The following is a 14,441-nucleotide window of genomic DNA, read 5'->3' on the forward strand; positions in this document are numbered from 1 at the left end:
GGGTGAGAGAAGGCGCCCGCCGCCTTACCCGCCCTCACCCCTTGTTGGCGGCCTCCACCTGCTGCTTCAGCTTCGCCGGGGTCATCGTCCGGTCCTGGTAGATGTTCTTGCCGTCGAGCAGGACGGTCGGGGTGCCGGAGAACCCGCCGCCCCGGAAGGCGGCCGCGGACTTGTCCACCCAGGTGTTGTGGGTGCCCTTCTCCACGCAGGATCGGAACGCGGGGGTGTCGAGACCGTCGGCCTTCTTCGCCAGGTCGAGGAGGTTCTCGGTCTTGGCGTAGTCGTCGCTGGTCTCGTCGGGCTGGTTCTCGTACAACACGTCGTGGTACGCCGGGAACTTCCCGGCGTCCTGGGCGCAGGCCGCGGCATTGGCCGCGTTGCGCGAGCCGCTGCCACCCATGTTGCCGTCGATGATCGTCGCCAGGTGGTACTCGACCTTGAGCTTCCCGGACTCGGTGAGTTCGTGGACGGTCGGGCGGTACGCCGTCTCGAAGGCCTTGCAGGCCGGGCAGCGGAAGTCCTCCCAGACGACGAGCGTCGACCTGGCGCCTTCCTTGCCGACCGGGATGGCGAGACTGTCCTGGCCCTTGGCTCCCGAGGGCGCCACCACCGGGCCCGATTTATTGTCCTTGTCCTTGCCGGAGTTGGCCGCGACGACGCCGACCACCGCCGCGAGACCCAGGACGCACACGACACTCGCGCCCACGATCAGCATCCGGCGCCGCTTCTCCGCGGTCTTCTGCTTCGCGCGCTCCTCCGCCAGCCGCTCGCGGGCGGTGCGCTTTCCCTCACGGTTCTTCTCGCTCACACCCGCAGAACGAACCGGGGAGGCGCACCGCGCCTCCCCGGTCCCAGGTCCACCCGTTCGAGTGACCGAACTTTCCCGTCACGCCCTGACAGGCGTACGGCCGGCCTACGCCTGTCGGCGCACGCCCTTCGCCAGCTCACCCGCGAGTGCGCGGACGCCCTCGATGCCCGCCTTGTCGTCCGGCGCGTCCAGCATCCGCTTCACGAAGGCCGAGCCGACGATCACGCCGTCGGCGAAGCCGGCCACTTCGGCGGCCTGTTCGGCGTTGGAGACCCCGAGCCCGACACAGACGGGCAGAGTGGTCCCGGCACCGGCGGCCCGGGTGCGCTCGACCAGGTCCTGGGCCTGTGCCCCGACCGACTCACGCGTGCCCGTGACGCCCATCAGCGAGGCGGCGTAGACGAATCCGCTGCCGGCCGCGGTGATCTCGGCGAGCCGTCCGTCCTTGCTGCTGGGCGCGACCACGAAGACCGTGGCGAGCCCGTGCTTGTGAGCGTGCTCCCTCCACAGCGCCGACTCCTGCACGGGCAGGTCGGGCAGGATGCAGCCCGCGCCGCCCGCCTCGGCGAGTTCGGCGGTGAAACGCTCGACGCCGTAGCGGTCGATGGGGTTCCAGTACGTCATCACGAGCACCGGCTTCCCGGTAGCCTCGTGGGTCTCCCTGACCGTCCGCATGACGTCGGCGATCTTGACGCCGCCGCGCAGGGCGATGTCGTCGGCGGTCTGGATGACGGGGCCGTCGAGGACGGGGTCGCTGTGCGGCAGACCCACCTCGACGACGTCCGCGCCGCCGTCGAAGGCGGCCTTGATCGCCTCGATGCCGCCGTCCACGGTCGGGAACCCGGCCGGGAGGTAGGCGATGAGCGCGGACCGGCCCTCGGCCTTGGCGGCGGCGAGGGTGTCCGACAGCAGCTGAATGTTCCCGCTCACTTGGCGTCCCCCTCGATCTCCGCGCCGGTACCGGCCTCGTCCGCCGCGACCTCGGCGTCGGTGTCGTACAGGCCGAAGTAGCGTGCGGCCGTGTCCATGTCCTTGTCGCCGCGGCCCGACAGGTTGACGACGATCAGCCCGTCCCTGCCGAGCTCCTTGCCGACCTCCAGGGCACCGGCCAGCGCGTGGGCGCTCTCGATGGCCGGGATGATGCCCTCGGTGCGCGACAGCAGGCGCAGCGCCTGCATGGCCGCGTCGTCGGTGACCGCGCGGTACTCGCCGCGGCCGGAGTCCTTGAGGTAGGAGTGCTCGGGGCCGATGCCCGGGTAGTCCAGACCGGCCGAGATGGAGTAGGGCTCGGTGATCTGGCCCTCCTCGTCCTGGAGGACGTAGGAGCGGGAGCCGTGCAGGATGCCGGGCTCGCCCGCGGTGAGGGTCGCCGCGTGCTCGCCGGTCTCCACGCCGTGCCCGGCGGGCTCGCAGCCGATGAGGCGTACGTCCGTGTCGGGGATGAAGGCGTGGAAGAGGCCGATGGCGTTGGAGCCGCCGCCGACGCAGGCGATGGCCGCGTCGGGCAGCCGGCCGGCCCGCTCCAGCAGCTGGCGGCGGGCCTCGACGCCGATGACCCGGTGGAAGTCGCGGACCATGGCCGGGAAGGGGTGGGGGCCGGCGACCGTGCCGAAGAGGTAGTGGGTGCGGTCGACGTTGGCGACCCAGTCGCGGAAGGCCTCGTTGATGGCGTCCTTCAGCGTGCGGCTGCCGGACTTCACGGCGATGACCTCGGCGCCGAGCATGCGCATCCGGGCCACGTTGAGGGCCTGGCGCTGGGTGTCGATCTCGCCCATGTAGATGGTGCACTCGAGACCGAAGAGCGCGCAGGCGGTGGCCGTGGCGACGCCGTGCTGGCCGGCGCCGGTCTCGGCGATCACCCGGGTCTTGCCCATGCGCTTGGTGAGCAGGGCCTGACCGAGGACGTTGTTGATCTTGTGGGAGCCGGTGTGGTTGAGGTCTTCCCGCTTCAGGAAGATCGTGGCGCCACCGGCGTGCTCGGCGAACCTCGGCACCTCGGTGAGCGCCGAGGGGCGGCCCGTGTAGTTCACGAGCAGGTCGTCGAGTTCGCGGGCGAACTCCGGGTCGTGCTTGGCCTTGTCGTACTCGACGGCGACCTCGTCCACGGCGGCGACGAGGGCCTCCGGGATGAACTTGCCGCCGAACGCGCCGAAGTAGCCTTCGGCGCTGGGGATCTGACCCTCGGGGTCGGGGATGAAGAACTCGCTGGGCATGGCTGGACCTCACGGTGAGTGTGTGTGGTGATGCACTAATCGCCGTGGGGGCGGGGTTCGTCTGATGGCTGCGGGCCGTGTGTGGCTTGTCGCGCAGTTCCCCGCGCCCCTAAAGGGCGCGCTGCCATCGACGGCCGTTGACCTGCCCGGGCTCGTCACCGATGACGTACCGCACCCGGCGGCCGTGCACCCTGCGGGCCGGGGCACGGCAGCCGCGGGGACGGCAACCTCGCGCGAGGCGCGCGTGCCGGTCCGCGGTGGTCATGGTGACAGTCATCGCGCCAACTCTAGCCGGTGATCATCCGCGCCCGTGGCGCAGAGCCGGGTGCTCGCCCGCCGCCACCAGGTCGGAGACCGCCGTCTTCGGGTCCTTCCCCGTCACCAGGGACTCGCCCACCAGGACCGCGTCGGCGCCGGCGTTGGCGTAGGCGATCAGGTCGTGCGGGCCGCGGACGCCGGACTCGGCGATCTTGACCAGGTGGGAGGGGATCTCGGGGGCGATGCGCTCGAACGTGCCGCGGTCGACCTCGAGGGTCTTGAGGTTACGCGCGTTGACGCCGATGATCTTCGCTCCGGCGTCCACCGCGCGCTCGACCTCGTCCTCGTCGTGGACCTCGACGAGCGGGGTGAGCCCGATGGACTCGGCGCGCTCGATCAGGGACTCCAGGGCGGGCTGCTCCAGGGCCGCGACGATGAGCAGCGCGAGGTCGGCGCCGTAGGCCCGGGCCTCCCAGAGCTGGTACGACGTGACGATGAAGTCCTTGCGCAGGACCGGGATGTCCACGCGCGCGCGGACGGCCTCCAGGTCGGCCAGCGAGCCGCCGAAGCGGCGCTGTTCGGTGAGGACGGAGATGACGGCCGCGCCGCCCGCCTCGTAGTCGGCGGCGAGGCCCGCCGGGTCGGCGATCGCGGCCAGCGCGCCCTTGGAGGGGCTGGAGCGCTTGACCTCGCAGATGACCTTGACGCCGTCGCCCCGCAGGGCGGCCACGCCGTCCTTGGCCGCGGGAGCCTTCGCCGCGCGCTCCTTGAGCTCGTCGAGGCTGACGCGCGCCTGCCGTTCCGCGAGGTCGGCACGGACTCCGTCGATGATCTCGTCGAGCACACTCACGCGAGCGGCCCCCTTCCAGACGGTTGGCAGTTCCAGCGACTGATGGAAACAAGTGGTCACTGCGATGGTATCCGCAGGAGGGCGTAGGCCTCACATCCGGTTGACGCCGGTCCCACTACCTGGACGTTCGCGGGTTGATCAAGGATGTAGCCAGCCACCGAACGGCAGGTTCCGGACAACCGTGAAGACCAGCAGCAATGCCCCCACAGTCCACAGGTGCACCGGCCCGAGTCCGAGGTTCAGCGGCCGACCGCGGGCCGCGCGGACCACCCAGACGGTCCACAGCACGGCGAAGCCCAGATAGCCCGCCACGGCCATGGCGTTGTCCTGGAGGGCGCCCAGGAAGTCACCGTGGATGAACGCGTGGGCGCTGCGCAGGCCACCGCAGCCGGGGCAGTACAGGCCGGTGATCCGGTAGAGCGGGCAGACGGGGTAGTGGCCGGGCTGGTTGGGGTCCACGGTCCCGACGTACGCGAAGGCTCCGGCGACGGCCGCGAGGAGGCCGCCCGGGACGGCCAGGCGACCCGGCAGGCCGGTCCGGGGCAGCACGTGCTGAGTGTCGGCGTTCACGTCCGGCATTGTCCCCCGCCCTCCCGTCGAACGCGTGAGGGGCGGCCCCGGCACTTTCGCCGGGCCGCCCCTTCACGAGGTGCGCGTGTCAGCTCTTGGCGTCCGCCGACTCCGGCTGTGCGGTGGCGAGCGGCTTGTGGGCGTCCTTGGGCATGCCCATCCCCATCGCGCTCATGATCCAGCCGATGACACCGCCGATGACCACGATCGCCATACCGGCCCAGAAGCCCGCCGGCTGGGCCATCACCATGAAGGCGCCCGCGACGCAGAAACCGATGAAGGCGATGGTGACACCGGTCCAGGCGGCCGGGGTGTGACCGTGGCTGCTGCCCGCCATTGATTGCTCCTAGGTGCTGAAGTACGTGACTGAGCCGGACGCTCGGGGTCCATTGTTCCGCACGCACGGGCGCGACGTGTTCGGGGGTCACCTGGACGTGCCCCGCAGGGGCGCGGGGCTGTATCGACTTGCGGCTGCCGCCGCGCGGGCGCGACAAGCCCCCACCGGCCCGGAGCCGGAATCCGCCCGCTACGCCCCCGTGGGATCTTCCCCGCGATCGAGCGCCTTCCAGATGTCCTCGGGCCGGTCGGGATCCACCACGGCGGCCTTGCGCCGCACCCGCGGCGCCCCGTCCCGCTCGTACCGCCCCGACATCGCAGGCCACAGCCGCCCGTACCGAAGAGCCAGCAACCCTGCGAGCAGAATCAGCGCACCTGCCACCACGGCGACATACGGCCAGGCGGTGTGCGAGAGGGTGGCGACCGTCGCAGAGGTGTCGCCGGAGGCCTTCGCCGCCTGCTCGTCCAGCGCGGACGAGTCACCGGCGCCGATCAGCGCCGCCACGACGATCCCCGCGCCGGAGAGCGCGAGCAGTGCGGCGACCAGGAGCCGCCCCGCCTTGCGGACGGCGAAGACGGCGACGAGCGCGGCGAGGCCGACTATGGCCAGGGCGGCGGGGACGCCCGTGACGTCACTGCCCTTGGCGGTCAGGGGAAAGGCGCCACCGGCCACGGTCGCGGTGCCCTCGGCCCACTGCTGGCGGGTGGCCAGCAGCGCCACGGCGGCGCCGAGCGCGCCGCACAACAGGGCGACGGCGAGACTCAGACGTCCGGCCCTGGCGGGTCCGGCGGCTTCGGAACGGGAGTGCGGTACGGCAGTCACGTACCCCACTATCACCCGAACCCCGGGCGAACGGTGACCCGGGGTTCCGTGAGAAGCGCCCCATTCGGCGCCGAAGAACCCTATGTGCCGAGCCGGTTCGCCGTGTGGACCGCCCGCAGGACCGCCGCGGCCTTGTTGCGGCACTCGGTGTCCTCGGCGACCGGGTCGGAGTCGGCGACGATGCCCGCGCCGGCCTGGACGTAGGCGGTGCCGTCCCTCAGCAGCGCGGTGCGGATGGCGATCGCGGTGTCGGAGTCGCCCGCGAAGTCGAGGTAGCCGACGCAGCCGCCGTACAACCCGCGCCGGGACGGCTCGAGTTCGTCGATGATCTGCATAGCGCGGGGCTTGGGGGCGCCGGAGAGGGTGCCCGCGGGGAAGCAGGCGGTCAGGACGTCGAAGGCGGTCCGGCCCGGCGCGACCTTGCCGGTGACCGTGGAGACGATGTGCATCACGTGGGAGTACCGCTCGACGGACATGAAGTCGACGACCTCGACCGAGCCCGGCTCGCAGACGCGCCCCAGGTCGTTGCGGCCGAGGTCCACCAGCATCAGGTGCTCGGCGCGCTCCTTCGGGTCGGCGAGCAGTTCGTCGGCGAGGGCCTGGTCCTCCTGCGGGGTCGCCCCCCGCCACCGGGTGCCGGCGATGGGGTGCACCATCGCGTGCCCGTCCTCGACCTTGACCAGGGCCTCGGGGGACGAGCCCACGACGTCGAAGCCGTCGAAGCGGAACAGGTACATGTACGGGGAAGGGTTCGTGGCCCGCAGGACCCGGTAGACGTCCAGCGCGCTTGCCGTGCACGGCGTCTCGAAGCGCTGCGAGGGGACGACCTGGAAGGCCTCGCCGGCCCGGATACGCTCCTTGATGTCCTCTACGGCCTCCTGGAAGTCGGGGCCGCCCCAGAGCGCGGTGTACTCGGGCAGCTCAGAGGGCGGGAGGACCGCCGGGGGCTGGGCCACCGCGCGGGACAGGTCCGCCTCCATGGCGTCCAGGCGGGCCACTGCGTCCGCGTGGGCCTCGTCGACGCCGGTGTCGAGGTCGTTGTGGTTGATCGCGTTGGCGATCAGCAGGACCGAGCCCTCCCAGTGGTCCATGACGGCGAGGTCGCTGGTGAGCAGCATGGTCAGCTCGGGCAGGTTGAGGTCGTCCCGCTCCCCCGGGCCGATCTTCTCCAGGCGGCGGACGATGTCGTAGCCGAGGTAGCCGACCATGCCGCCGGTGAAGGGCGGCAGGCCCTCCTGGTGCGGGGTGTGCAGGGCCTCGATGGTGGCGCGCAGGGCGGCCAGCGGGTCGCCGTCGACGGGGACGCCGACCGGTGGGGTGCCGAGCCAGTGGGCCTGGCCGTCGCGCGCGGTCAGGGTCGCGGCGGAGCGCACGCCCACGAAGGAGTAGCGGGACCACGAGCGGCCGTTCTCCGCGGACTCCAGCAGGAAGGTGCCGGGGCGCTCGGCGGCGAGCTTGCGGTAGAGGGCGACCGGGGTGTCGCCGTCGGCCAGGAGCTTGCGCGTGACGGGGATGACACGGCGGTCGGTGGCCAGCTTGCGGAAGGTCTCGAGGTCCATGGCGGCTGACCTTACTGATCCGAGGCGGCGGTACCGGAACCGGCGCCGTCCTTGAGGAGGACGTCCTCGTCGAAGCAGGTCCGCGCGCCGGTGTGGCAGGCGGCGCCGACCTGGTCGACCTTGACCAGCACGGTGTCGGCGTCGCAGTCCAGGGCGACGGACTTGACCCACTGGAAGTGGCCGGAGGTGTCGCCCTTGACCCAGTACTCCCGGCGGCTGCGCGACCAGTAGGTGCAGCGGCCGGTGGTCAGCGTGCGGTGCAGCGCCTCGTCGTCCATCCAGCCGAGCATGAGCACCTCACCGGTGTCGTACTGCTGGGCGATGGCGGGGACGAGCCCGTCGGCGCTGCGCTTGAGGCGCGCGGCGATCTCGGGGTCGAGGCTGCTGGGCTGGGGCGTGCTGGTCATGGGTGCCATTGTGCCGCGCGCCACGGACAGTGACCGTGGGGTGTCCACTGATTGGAAAAGGGCGGCGCGAAGCGCCTCGGTGAGGGACGGTGGCCGGGAGACGGGTGGGCGGACCCGCGAGGCGGTCGTAGGCTGACTGCATGTCGACTTTCGCCAAGCGTGAACGACTTCTCCTCGCCGACCTGTTGGAGGCCGAGGGCCCGGAGGCCCCCACCCTCTGCGAGGGCTGGCTCACCCGTGATCTCGCGGCGCACGTGGTGGTGCGCGAGCGCCGTCCCGACGCCGCCGGCGGTCTGCTGATCAAGCAGCTCGCGTCCCGCCTGGACCGGGTGATGACCGAGTTCTCCGAAAAGCCCTACGAAGAGCTGATCCAGCTCATTCGTACGGGCCCACCGCGCTTCTCGCCGTTCCAGCTCAAGCAGGTCGAGGAGCTGTCGAACACGGCGGAGTTCTACGTCCACACCGAGGACGTCCGCCGGGCCCGCCCCGACTGGACGCCGCGCGAGCTGGACTCCGTCTTCCAGGACACCCTGTGGTCCCGTCTGGAGCGCACCGCCCGGCTGATGGGCCGCAGCGTCCCCACCGGCCTGGTGCTGCGCCGCCCGGACGGCCAGACGGCGGTCGCCCACCGCGGCACACCGGTCGTGACCGTGACCGGCGAGCCCTCGGAGCTGCTGCTGTTCCTCTACGGCCGGCAGAGCGCGGCCAAGGTGGAGCTGGACGGCGACAAGGAGGCGATCGCCAAGCTGCACGAGGCGAAGGAACTCGGGATCTGAGGGGCCCCGGGCCCGGTGGAGGAGCCCCGGTCACCGGATGACCGGGGCTCGGAAGCCCGGCTACCGCACGTGGTGTCCCGCTCCCCGCAGCGTCTCCTTCACCTCGCCGATCCGCAGATCACCGAAGTGGAACACCGAGGCCGCCAGTACCGCGTCCGCGCCCGCGCCGATGGCCGGCGGGAAGTGGTCCAGTGTGCCCGCGCCGCCGGAGGCGATCAGCGGGACGCTCACGTGCTTGCGGACGGCCTCGATCATCTCCAGGTCGTAGCCGTCCTTGGTGCCGTCGGCGTCCATGGAGTTGAGCAGGATCTCACCGGCGCCCAGTTCGGCGGCCCGGTGCGCCCACTCGACGGCGTCGATGCCGGTGCCCTTGCGGCCGCCGTGCGTGGTCACCTCGAAGGAACCCGACTCGGTGCGCCGCGCGTCCACCGACAGCACCAGTACCTGCCGGCCGAACCGCTCGGCGATCTCGCGGATCAGGTCGGGGCGGGCGATGGCCGCGGTGTTCACGCCCACCTTGTCCGCCCCGGCCCGCAGCAGCTTGTCGACGTCCTCGGCCGTGCGGACCCCGCCGCCGACCGTCAGCGGGATGAACACCTGCTCGGCGGTGCGGCGCACCACGTCGTAGGTCGTCTCGCGGTTGCCGGAGGAGGCGGTGATGTCCAGGAACGTCAGCTCGTCGGCGCCCTCGGCGTCGTAGACCTTGGCCATCTCGACGGGGTCGCCCGCGTCGCGCAGGTTCTGGAAGTTGACGCCCTTGACGACCCGGCCGTTGTCCACGTCCAGGCAGGGGATGACTCGTACGGCGAGGGTCATGCTGGGGTGTCTCCTCGGAACGCCTCCACCTCGACCTCGACGACCAGGCTGGGGTCCACGAAGCCGGAGACGATGATCAGGGATGCGGCGGGCCGGACGGTGTCGAACAGCTCCTTGTGAGCGCGTCCGACCTCGTCCACGTCCCGCGCGTGGGTGATGTACAGGCGTGTCCGCACCACGTCGTCCCGGCCGAGTCCGAGCTCCTTCAGCGCCGCGAACGCGACGTTGAAGGAGTTGACCGTCTGCTCGTACGGATCGCCCGCGGCGATCTCGCCGTCCACCACCGAGGTGCAGCCGGAGACCAGCACCAGGCCGTTCGGGAGTTCCACCGCGCGGGAGTACCCGAAGGTGTCCTCCCAGGGCGCACCGGTCGTGACGCGTCGCAGATCGCTCACTGAGCCACCGCCTCCAAGGCTTCTTCGAGGGTGAACGCCTTCGCGTACAGCGCCTTCCCTACGATGGAGCCCTCGACACCGAGAGGCACCAGCTCGGCGATGGCCCGCAGGTCGTCCAGCGAGGACACCCCGCCGGAGGCCACCACCGGGCGGTCGGTCGCGGCGCAGACGTTGCGCAGCAGCTCCAGGTTCGGGCCCTGGAGCGTGCCGTCCTTGGCGATGTCGGTGACGACGTACCGCGCGCAGCCCTCCTTGTCGAGCCGCTCCAGCGCCTCGTACAGGTCGCCGCCCTCGCTGGTCCAGCCGCGGCCCTTGAGGGTCGTACCGCGTACGTCGAGGCCCACCGCGATCTTGTCGCCGTGCTCGGCGATGACCTTGGCGACCCACTCCGGGCTCTCCAGGGCGGCCGTGCCGAGGTTCACCCGGGTGCAGCCGGTGGCGAGCGCGGCGGCCAGCGAGGCGTCGTCGCGGATGCCGCCGGACAGCTCCACCTTGATGTCCATCGCCTCGGTGACCTGGCGGACCAGCTCCCGGTTGTCGCCGGTGCCGAACGCCGCGTCCAGGTCGACCAGGTGCAGCCACTCGGCGCCCGCCCGCTGCCAGGACAGCGCGGCCTCCAGAGGGGAGCCGTAGGAGGTCTCCGTGCCGGACTCGCCGTGCACGAGCCGGACCGCCTGGCCGTCGCGGACGTCCACGGCGGGAAGGAGTACAAGCTTCGAGGGCATCAGAGGGTTCCGATCCAGTTGTTCAGCAGCTGCGCACCGGCGTCGCCGGACTTCTCGGGGTGGAACTGCGTGGCCCACAGGGCGCCGTTCTCCACGGCGGCCACGAAGGGCTCGCCGTGGGTCGACCAGGTGACCTTGGGCGCGGCCATCGTCTTGTTGAGCGTCTCCAGCGACCAGTCGTGGACGGCGTAGGAGTGCACGAAGTAGAAGCGGGCGTCGGCGTCCAGGCCGGCGAACAGCTGGGAGCCGGCCGGCGCGTCGACGGTGTTCCAGCCCATGTGGGGCACGATGTCGGCCTTCAGCGGCTCGACCGCACCGGGCCACTCGTCGAGGCCCTCGGTCTCCACACCGTGCTCTATGCCGCGCGCGAAGAGGATCTGCATGCCGACGCAGATGCCCATGACGGGGCGCCCGCCGGACAGCCGGCGGTCGATGATCCAGTCACCGCGCGCCTCGTGCAGGCCCTTCATGCAGGCGGCGAAGGCGCCCACGCCCGGCACCAGCAGGCCGTCGGCGTTCATGGCCTTGTCGTAGTCGCGCGTTATCTCGACATCGGCGCCCGCGCGCGCGAGGGCGCGCTCGGCGGACCTCACGTTGCCGAAGCCGTAGTCGAAGACGACCACTCGCTTGGAGCCGCTCAATTCCACACCTCCAGCCTCATGACACCGGCGACGAGACACATCCCGGCGGCGATGGAGAGCAGCACGATCAGGCCCTTGGGCATCTGCTGCTTGACGAAGGAGTAGATGCCGCCGGCCAGGAAGAGGCCGACGACGATCAGCAGGGTCGAGAGGCCGGTCACAGCGCGCCCTTCGTGGAGGGGAGGATGCCCGCCGCGCGCGGGTCGCGCTCGGAGGCGTAGCGCAGGGCCCGGGCCAGCGCCTTGAACTGGCACTCCACGATGTGGTGCGCGTTGCGCCCGTACGGCACGTGCACGTGCAGGGCGATCTGCGCCTGGGCCACGAACGACTCCAGGATGTGCCGGGTCATCGTGGTGTCGTACTCACCGATCATCGGCGCCATGTTCTCGGGCTCGGTGTGCACGAGGTAGGGGCGGCCGGAGAGGTCGACGGTGACCTGGGCGAGGGACTCGTCCAGCGGGACGGTGCAGTTGCCGAAGCGGTAGATGCCGACCTTGTCGCCGAGCGCCTGCTTGAAGGCGGCGCCGAGCGCGAGGGCGGTGTCCTCGATGGTGTGGTGCGAGTCGATGTGCAGATCGCCCTCGGTCTTCACGGTCAGGTCGAACAGACCGTGACGGCCGAGCTGGTCGAGCATGTGGTCGTAGAAGCCGACGCCCGTCGACACCTCGACCTTGCCGGACCCGTCGAGATCGATCTCGACGAGCACCGAGGTCTCCTTGGTGACCCGCTCCACGCGTCCTACGCGGCTCATGTGCTCTGCTCCTTCTTCAGTCCACGTACCGCGTCGAGGAACGCGTCGTTCTCCTCCGGGGTTCCGGCGCTGACCCGCAGCCACCCCGGGATGCCGTTGTCCCGGACCAGGACACCCCGGTCGAGGATCTTCTGCCAGGCCGCGTGCGAACCGCCGGGGCCGTCGAACCGCCCGAACTGCACGAAGTTCGCGTCCGACTCCACGACCTCGAAGCCGATCGCGCGCAGCTCGCTCACCAGCCGGTCCCGCTCGGCCTTCAGCTGCTCGACGTACTTGAGCAGCGTCTCGGTGTGCTCCAGGGCAGCGAGGGCGGTCGCCTGGGTGACGGCCGACAGGTGGTAGGGCAGCCGTACGAGCTGGACGGCGTCCACGACCGCCGGGTGCGCGGCGAGGTAGCCGAGGCGCAGGCCCGCCGCTCCGAACGCCTTCGACATCGTCCGGGAGACGACGAGATTCGGCCGCCCTTCGATGAGCGGCAGCAGCGAGTCGCCGTGGCTGAACTCGATGTACGCCTCGTCGACCACGACCATCGAGGGCTTGGCGGCCTGCGCGGCCTCGTACAGCGCGAGGACCGTCTCGGGCGGGACCGCGTTGCCGGTGGGGTTGTTGGGGGTGGTGATGAAGACGACGTCCGGCCTGTGGGAGGCGATCGCCTCTACGGCGATCCCGACGTCGATGGTGAAGTCCTCGTTGCGGGGGCCCGAGATCCAGCCTGTCCCGGTACCGCGCGCGATGAGGGCGTGCATCGAGTACGACGGCTCGAAGCCGATCGCCGTACGGCCCGGTCCGCCGAAGGTCTGGAGCAGCTGCTGGATGACCTCGTTGGAGCCGTTCGCCGCCCAGACGTTGGCGAGGCCGACCTGGTGCCCGGACGTGTCGCTCAGGTACTGGGCGAGCCGGGTCCGCAGCTCGACGGCGTCCCGGTCCGGGTAGCGGTTGAGGTCGCGGGCCGCCTCGCGGACGCGCTCGGCGATGCGCTCGACCAGCGGCTCGGGCAGCGGATAGGGGTTCTCGTTGGTGTTCAGCCGTACGGGGACGTCCAACTGGGGCGCGCCATAGGGGGACTTGCCGCGCAGCTCGTCCCGTACGGGGAGATCGTCGATTCCGAAGTTCACTTGCTCGTCGGCACCTTCCACCCGAACCGGGCCTTGATCGCCGCCCCGTGGGCGGGCAGGTCCTCCGCCTCCGCCAGCGTCACCACGTGGTGCGCCACGTCCGCGAGCGCGTCCTGCGTGTAGTCGACGATGTGGATGCCGCGGAGGAAGGACTGCACGGACAGCCCGGAGGAGTGGCAGGCACAGCCACCGGTCGGGAGCACGTGATTGGACCCGGCGCAGTAGTCGCCGAGCGAGACCGGCGCCCAGGGCCCGATGAAGATCGCACCGGCGTTGCGCACCCGGTCGGCCACCGCGGCGGCGTCGGCGGTCTGGATCTCCAGGTGCTCGGCGCCGTACGCGTCGACGACCCTGAGGCCCTCGTCGATGCCGTCGACGAGGACGATCGCGGACTGCCTGCCCTTCAGGGCGGGCACGATCCGGTCCTCGACGTGCTTGGTGGCCGCGACCTGCGGCTCCAGCTCCTTCTCGACGGCGTCCGCGAGTTCGACGGAGTCGGTGACCAGGACGGCCGCGGCCAGCGGGTCGTGCTCGGCCTGGCTGATCAGGTCCGACGCCACGTGCACCGGGTCGGCGGAGGAGTCCGCCAGGACCGCGATCTCGGTCGGGCCGGCCTCGGCGTCGATGCCGATCTTGCCGGTGAAGTAGCGCTTGGCGGCGGCGACCCAGATGTTGCCGGGGCCGGTGACCATGTTGGCGGGCGGGCACGACTCGGTGCCGTACGCGAACATCGCGACGGCGGTCGCGCCACCGGCGGCATAGACCTCGTCGATGCCGAGCAGCGCGCACGCGGCGAGGATCGTCGGGTGCGGGAGGCCGCCGAACTCGGCCTGGGCGGGCGAGGCGAGCGCGATGGACTCCACTCCCGCCTCCTGCGCGGGCACCACGTTCATGATCACGGAGGACGGGTAGACCGACCGCCCGCCGGGCGCGTACAGCCCGACCCGGTCGACCGGCACCCACTTCTCGGTCACGCTGCCGCCGGGCACGACCTGGGTCGTGCGGTTCGTACGGCGCTGTTCGCGGTGGACGAGACGGGCGCGGCGGATGGACTCCTCCAGGGCCGCCCGCACGGCGGGGTCGAGCTCTTCGAGCGCCTTGTCCAGAGCGGCGGCCGGCACCCGTACCGACTCCAGTCGCACTCCGTCGAACTTCTCGGCGAAGTCGATCAGCGCCGCGTCTCCCCGATGATGCACGGCCTCGCAGATCGGACGCACCTTCTCCAGGGCGGCCGAGACGTCGAAGTCGGCTCGGGGCAGCAGGTCGCGCAGGGCGGGGCCCTCGGGGAGGGCGTCGCCGCGCAGATCGATTCGGGAGATCACGTAGCCAATTCTCTCAGACCCTCGTCAGCGGCCGTTCGCCCATTCCAATGGCTGATACGGAACCCGGAAGATCCCC

The 14,441-nt window shown here is 71.1% G+C and carries 19 protein-coding genes; 1 reads left to right on the forward strand and 18 read right to left on the reverse strand.

The features are described 5' to 3' along the window. Nucleotides 1–34: 34 nt before the first annotated feature. The 10 genes from ABZT06_RS26675 to hisI form a co-directional block, all read right to left on the reverse strand. Nucleotides 35–808 carry a thioredoxin domain-containing protein gene (locus tag ABZT06_RS26675; RefSeq protein WP_355745794.1) on the reverse strand — a complete coding sequence of 258 codons (774 nt, stop codon included), beginning with the start codon at nucleotides 806–808 and terminating at the stop codon, nucleotides 35–37. A 105-nt stretch (nucleotides 809–913) separates the two neighbouring features. Continuing rightward, a complete protein-coding gene (gene trpA, locus ABZT06_RS26680) occupies nucleotides 914–1,738 on the reverse strand; it encodes a tryptophan synthase subunit alpha (protein WP_355745796.1) in 825 nt (274 codons plus the stop codon). Continuing rightward, nucleotides 1,735–3,021 (reverse strand): tryptophan synthase subunit beta, encoded by a 1,287-nt coding sequence (gene trpB / locus ABZT06_RS26685; protein WP_355745799.1) that lies wholly within the window; start codon nucleotides 3,019–3,021, stop codon nucleotides 1,735–1,737. The genes trpA and trpB overlap by 4 nt, the downstream gene beginning before the upstream one ends. A gap of 109 nt (nucleotides 3,022–3,130) precedes the next feature. Further along, on the reverse strand, nucleotides 3,131–3,298 hold the full coding sequence (locus ABZT06_RS26690) for a hypothetical protein (RefSeq protein WP_106968371.1): 168 nt from the start codon (nucleotides 3,296–3,298) through the stop codon (nucleotides 3,131–3,133). 21 nt (nucleotides 3,299–3,319) lie between these two features. After that, nucleotides 3,320–4,129 (reverse strand): indole-3-glycerol phosphate synthase TrpC, encoded by an 810-nt coding sequence (gene trpC, locus ABZT06_RS26695; protein ID WP_355745803.1) that lies wholly within the window; start codon nucleotides 4,127–4,129, stop codon nucleotides 3,320–3,322. A gap of 138 nt (nucleotides 4,130–4,267) precedes the next feature. Further along, on the reverse strand, nucleotides 4,268–4,708 hold the full coding sequence (locus ABZT06_RS26700; protein WP_355745806.1) for a DUF2752 domain-containing protein: 441 nt from the start codon (nucleotides 4,706–4,708) through the stop codon (nucleotides 4,268–4,270). Between the two features lie 79 nt (nucleotides 4,709–4,787). Beyond that, nucleotides 4,788–5,036, reverse strand: coding sequence for an HGxxPAAW family protein (locus tag ABZT06_RS26705; protein ID WP_355745809.1), 249 nt, complete (start codon nucleotides 5,034–5,036; stop codon nucleotides 4,788–4,790). Nucleotides 5,037–5,225: 189 nt separating this feature from the next. Next, the gene (locus ABZT06_RS26710) at nucleotides 5,226–5,867 is read right to left on the reverse strand and encodes a TIGR02234 family membrane protein (protein ID WP_355745812.1); all 642 of its coding nucleotides are present in this window, start codon (nucleotides 5,865–5,867) and stop codon (nucleotides 5,226–5,228) included. Between the two features lie 71 nt (nucleotides 5,868–5,938). Continuing rightward, nucleotides 5,939–7,417 carry an anthranilate synthase component I gene (locus tag ABZT06_RS26715; protein ID WP_355745815.1) on the reverse strand — a complete coding sequence of 493 codons (1,479 nt, stop codon included), beginning with the start codon at nucleotides 7,415–7,417 and terminating at the stop codon, nucleotides 5,939–5,941. A gap of 11 nt (nucleotides 7,418–7,428) precedes the next feature. Next, nucleotides 7,429–7,824 (reverse strand): phosphoribosyl-AMP cyclohydrolase, encoded by a 396-nt coding sequence (gene hisI / locus ABZT06_RS26720; protein ID WP_355745818.1) that lies wholly within the window; start codon nucleotides 7,822–7,824, stop codon nucleotides 7,429–7,431. Between the two features lie 140 nt (nucleotides 7,825–7,964). Here hisI and ABZT06_RS26725 point away from each other — a divergent pair, with 140 nt between their 5' ends. Then, nucleotides 7,965–8,600: a TIGR03085 family metal-binding protein gene (locus tag ABZT06_RS26725; RefSeq protein WP_355745821.1), complete on the forward strand. Its 636-nt coding sequence runs from the start codon at nucleotides 7,965–7,967 to the stop codon at nucleotides 8,598–8,600. Nucleotides 8,601–8,660: 60 nt separating this feature from the next. On the opposite strand, the gene hisF is transcribed toward ABZT06_RS26725, so the two are convergent. From hisF to hisD, 8 genes are read right to left on the reverse strand one after another with little or no spacing between them, the layout of a single operon-like run. Next, nucleotides 8,661–9,416 (reverse strand): imidazole glycerol phosphate synthase subunit HisF, encoded by a 756-nt coding sequence (gene hisF / locus ABZT06_RS26730; protein ID WP_355745824.1) that lies wholly within the window; start codon nucleotides 9,414–9,416, stop codon nucleotides 8,661–8,663. Then, nucleotides 9,413–9,811 (reverse strand): RidA family protein, encoded by a 399-nt coding sequence (locus tag ABZT06_RS26735; protein ID WP_355745827.1) that lies wholly within the window; start codon nucleotides 9,809–9,811, stop codon nucleotides 9,413–9,415. Before ABZT06_RS26735 ends, hisF begins: the two co-directional genes overlap by 4 nt. Beyond that, nucleotides 9,808–10,536 (reverse strand): bifunctional 1-(5-phosphoribosyl)-5-((5-phosphoribosylamino)methylideneamino)imidazole-4-carboxamide isomerase/phosphoribosylanthranilate isomerase PriA, encoded by a 729-nt coding sequence (gene priA, locus ABZT06_RS26740; RefSeq protein WP_355745830.1) that lies wholly within the window; start codon nucleotides 10,534–10,536, stop codon nucleotides 9,808–9,810. Before priA ends, ABZT06_RS26735 begins: the two co-directional genes overlap by 4 nt. Next, nucleotides 10,536–11,183 carry an imidazole glycerol phosphate synthase subunit HisH gene (gene hisH / locus ABZT06_RS26745; RefSeq protein WP_355745833.1) on the reverse strand — a complete coding sequence of 216 codons (648 nt, stop codon included), beginning with the start codon at nucleotides 11,181–11,183 and terminating at the stop codon, nucleotides 10,536–10,538. The genes priA and hisH overlap by 1 nt, the downstream gene beginning before the upstream one ends. Beyond that, nucleotides 11,174–11,338 (reverse strand): hypothetical protein, encoded by a 165-nt coding sequence (locus tag ABZT06_RS26750; protein WP_007381382.1) that lies wholly within the window; start codon nucleotides 11,336–11,338, stop codon nucleotides 11,174–11,176. The genes hisH and ABZT06_RS26750 overlap by 10 nt, the downstream gene beginning before the upstream one ends. Beyond that, on the reverse strand, nucleotides 11,335–11,928 hold the full coding sequence (gene hisB / locus ABZT06_RS26755; protein ID WP_007381383.1) for an imidazoleglycerol-phosphate dehydratase HisB: 594 nt from the start codon (nucleotides 11,926–11,928) through the stop codon (nucleotides 11,335–11,337). Before hisB ends, ABZT06_RS26750 begins: the two co-directional genes overlap by 4 nt. Further along, nucleotides 11,925–13,043 carry a histidinol-phosphate transaminase gene (locus ABZT06_RS26760; protein WP_355745838.1) on the reverse strand — a complete coding sequence of 373 codons (1,119 nt, stop codon included), beginning with the start codon at nucleotides 13,041–13,043 and terminating at the stop codon, nucleotides 11,925–11,927. The genes hisB and ABZT06_RS26760 overlap by 4 nt, the downstream gene beginning before the upstream one ends. Further along, on the reverse strand, nucleotides 13,040–14,365 hold the full coding sequence (gene hisD, locus ABZT06_RS26765; RefSeq protein ID WP_355745841.1) for a histidinol dehydrogenase: 1,326 nt from the start codon (nucleotides 14,363–14,365) through the stop codon (nucleotides 13,040–13,042). The genes ABZT06_RS26760 and hisD overlap by 4 nt, the downstream gene beginning before the upstream one ends. Between the last annotated feature and the right edge of the window lie 76 nt (nucleotides 14,366–14,441).

Source organism: Streptomyces sp. NPDC005483, assembly GCF_040606035.1.
GTDB lineage: Bacteria > Actinomycetota > Actinomycetes > Streptomycetales > Streptomycetaceae > Streptomyces.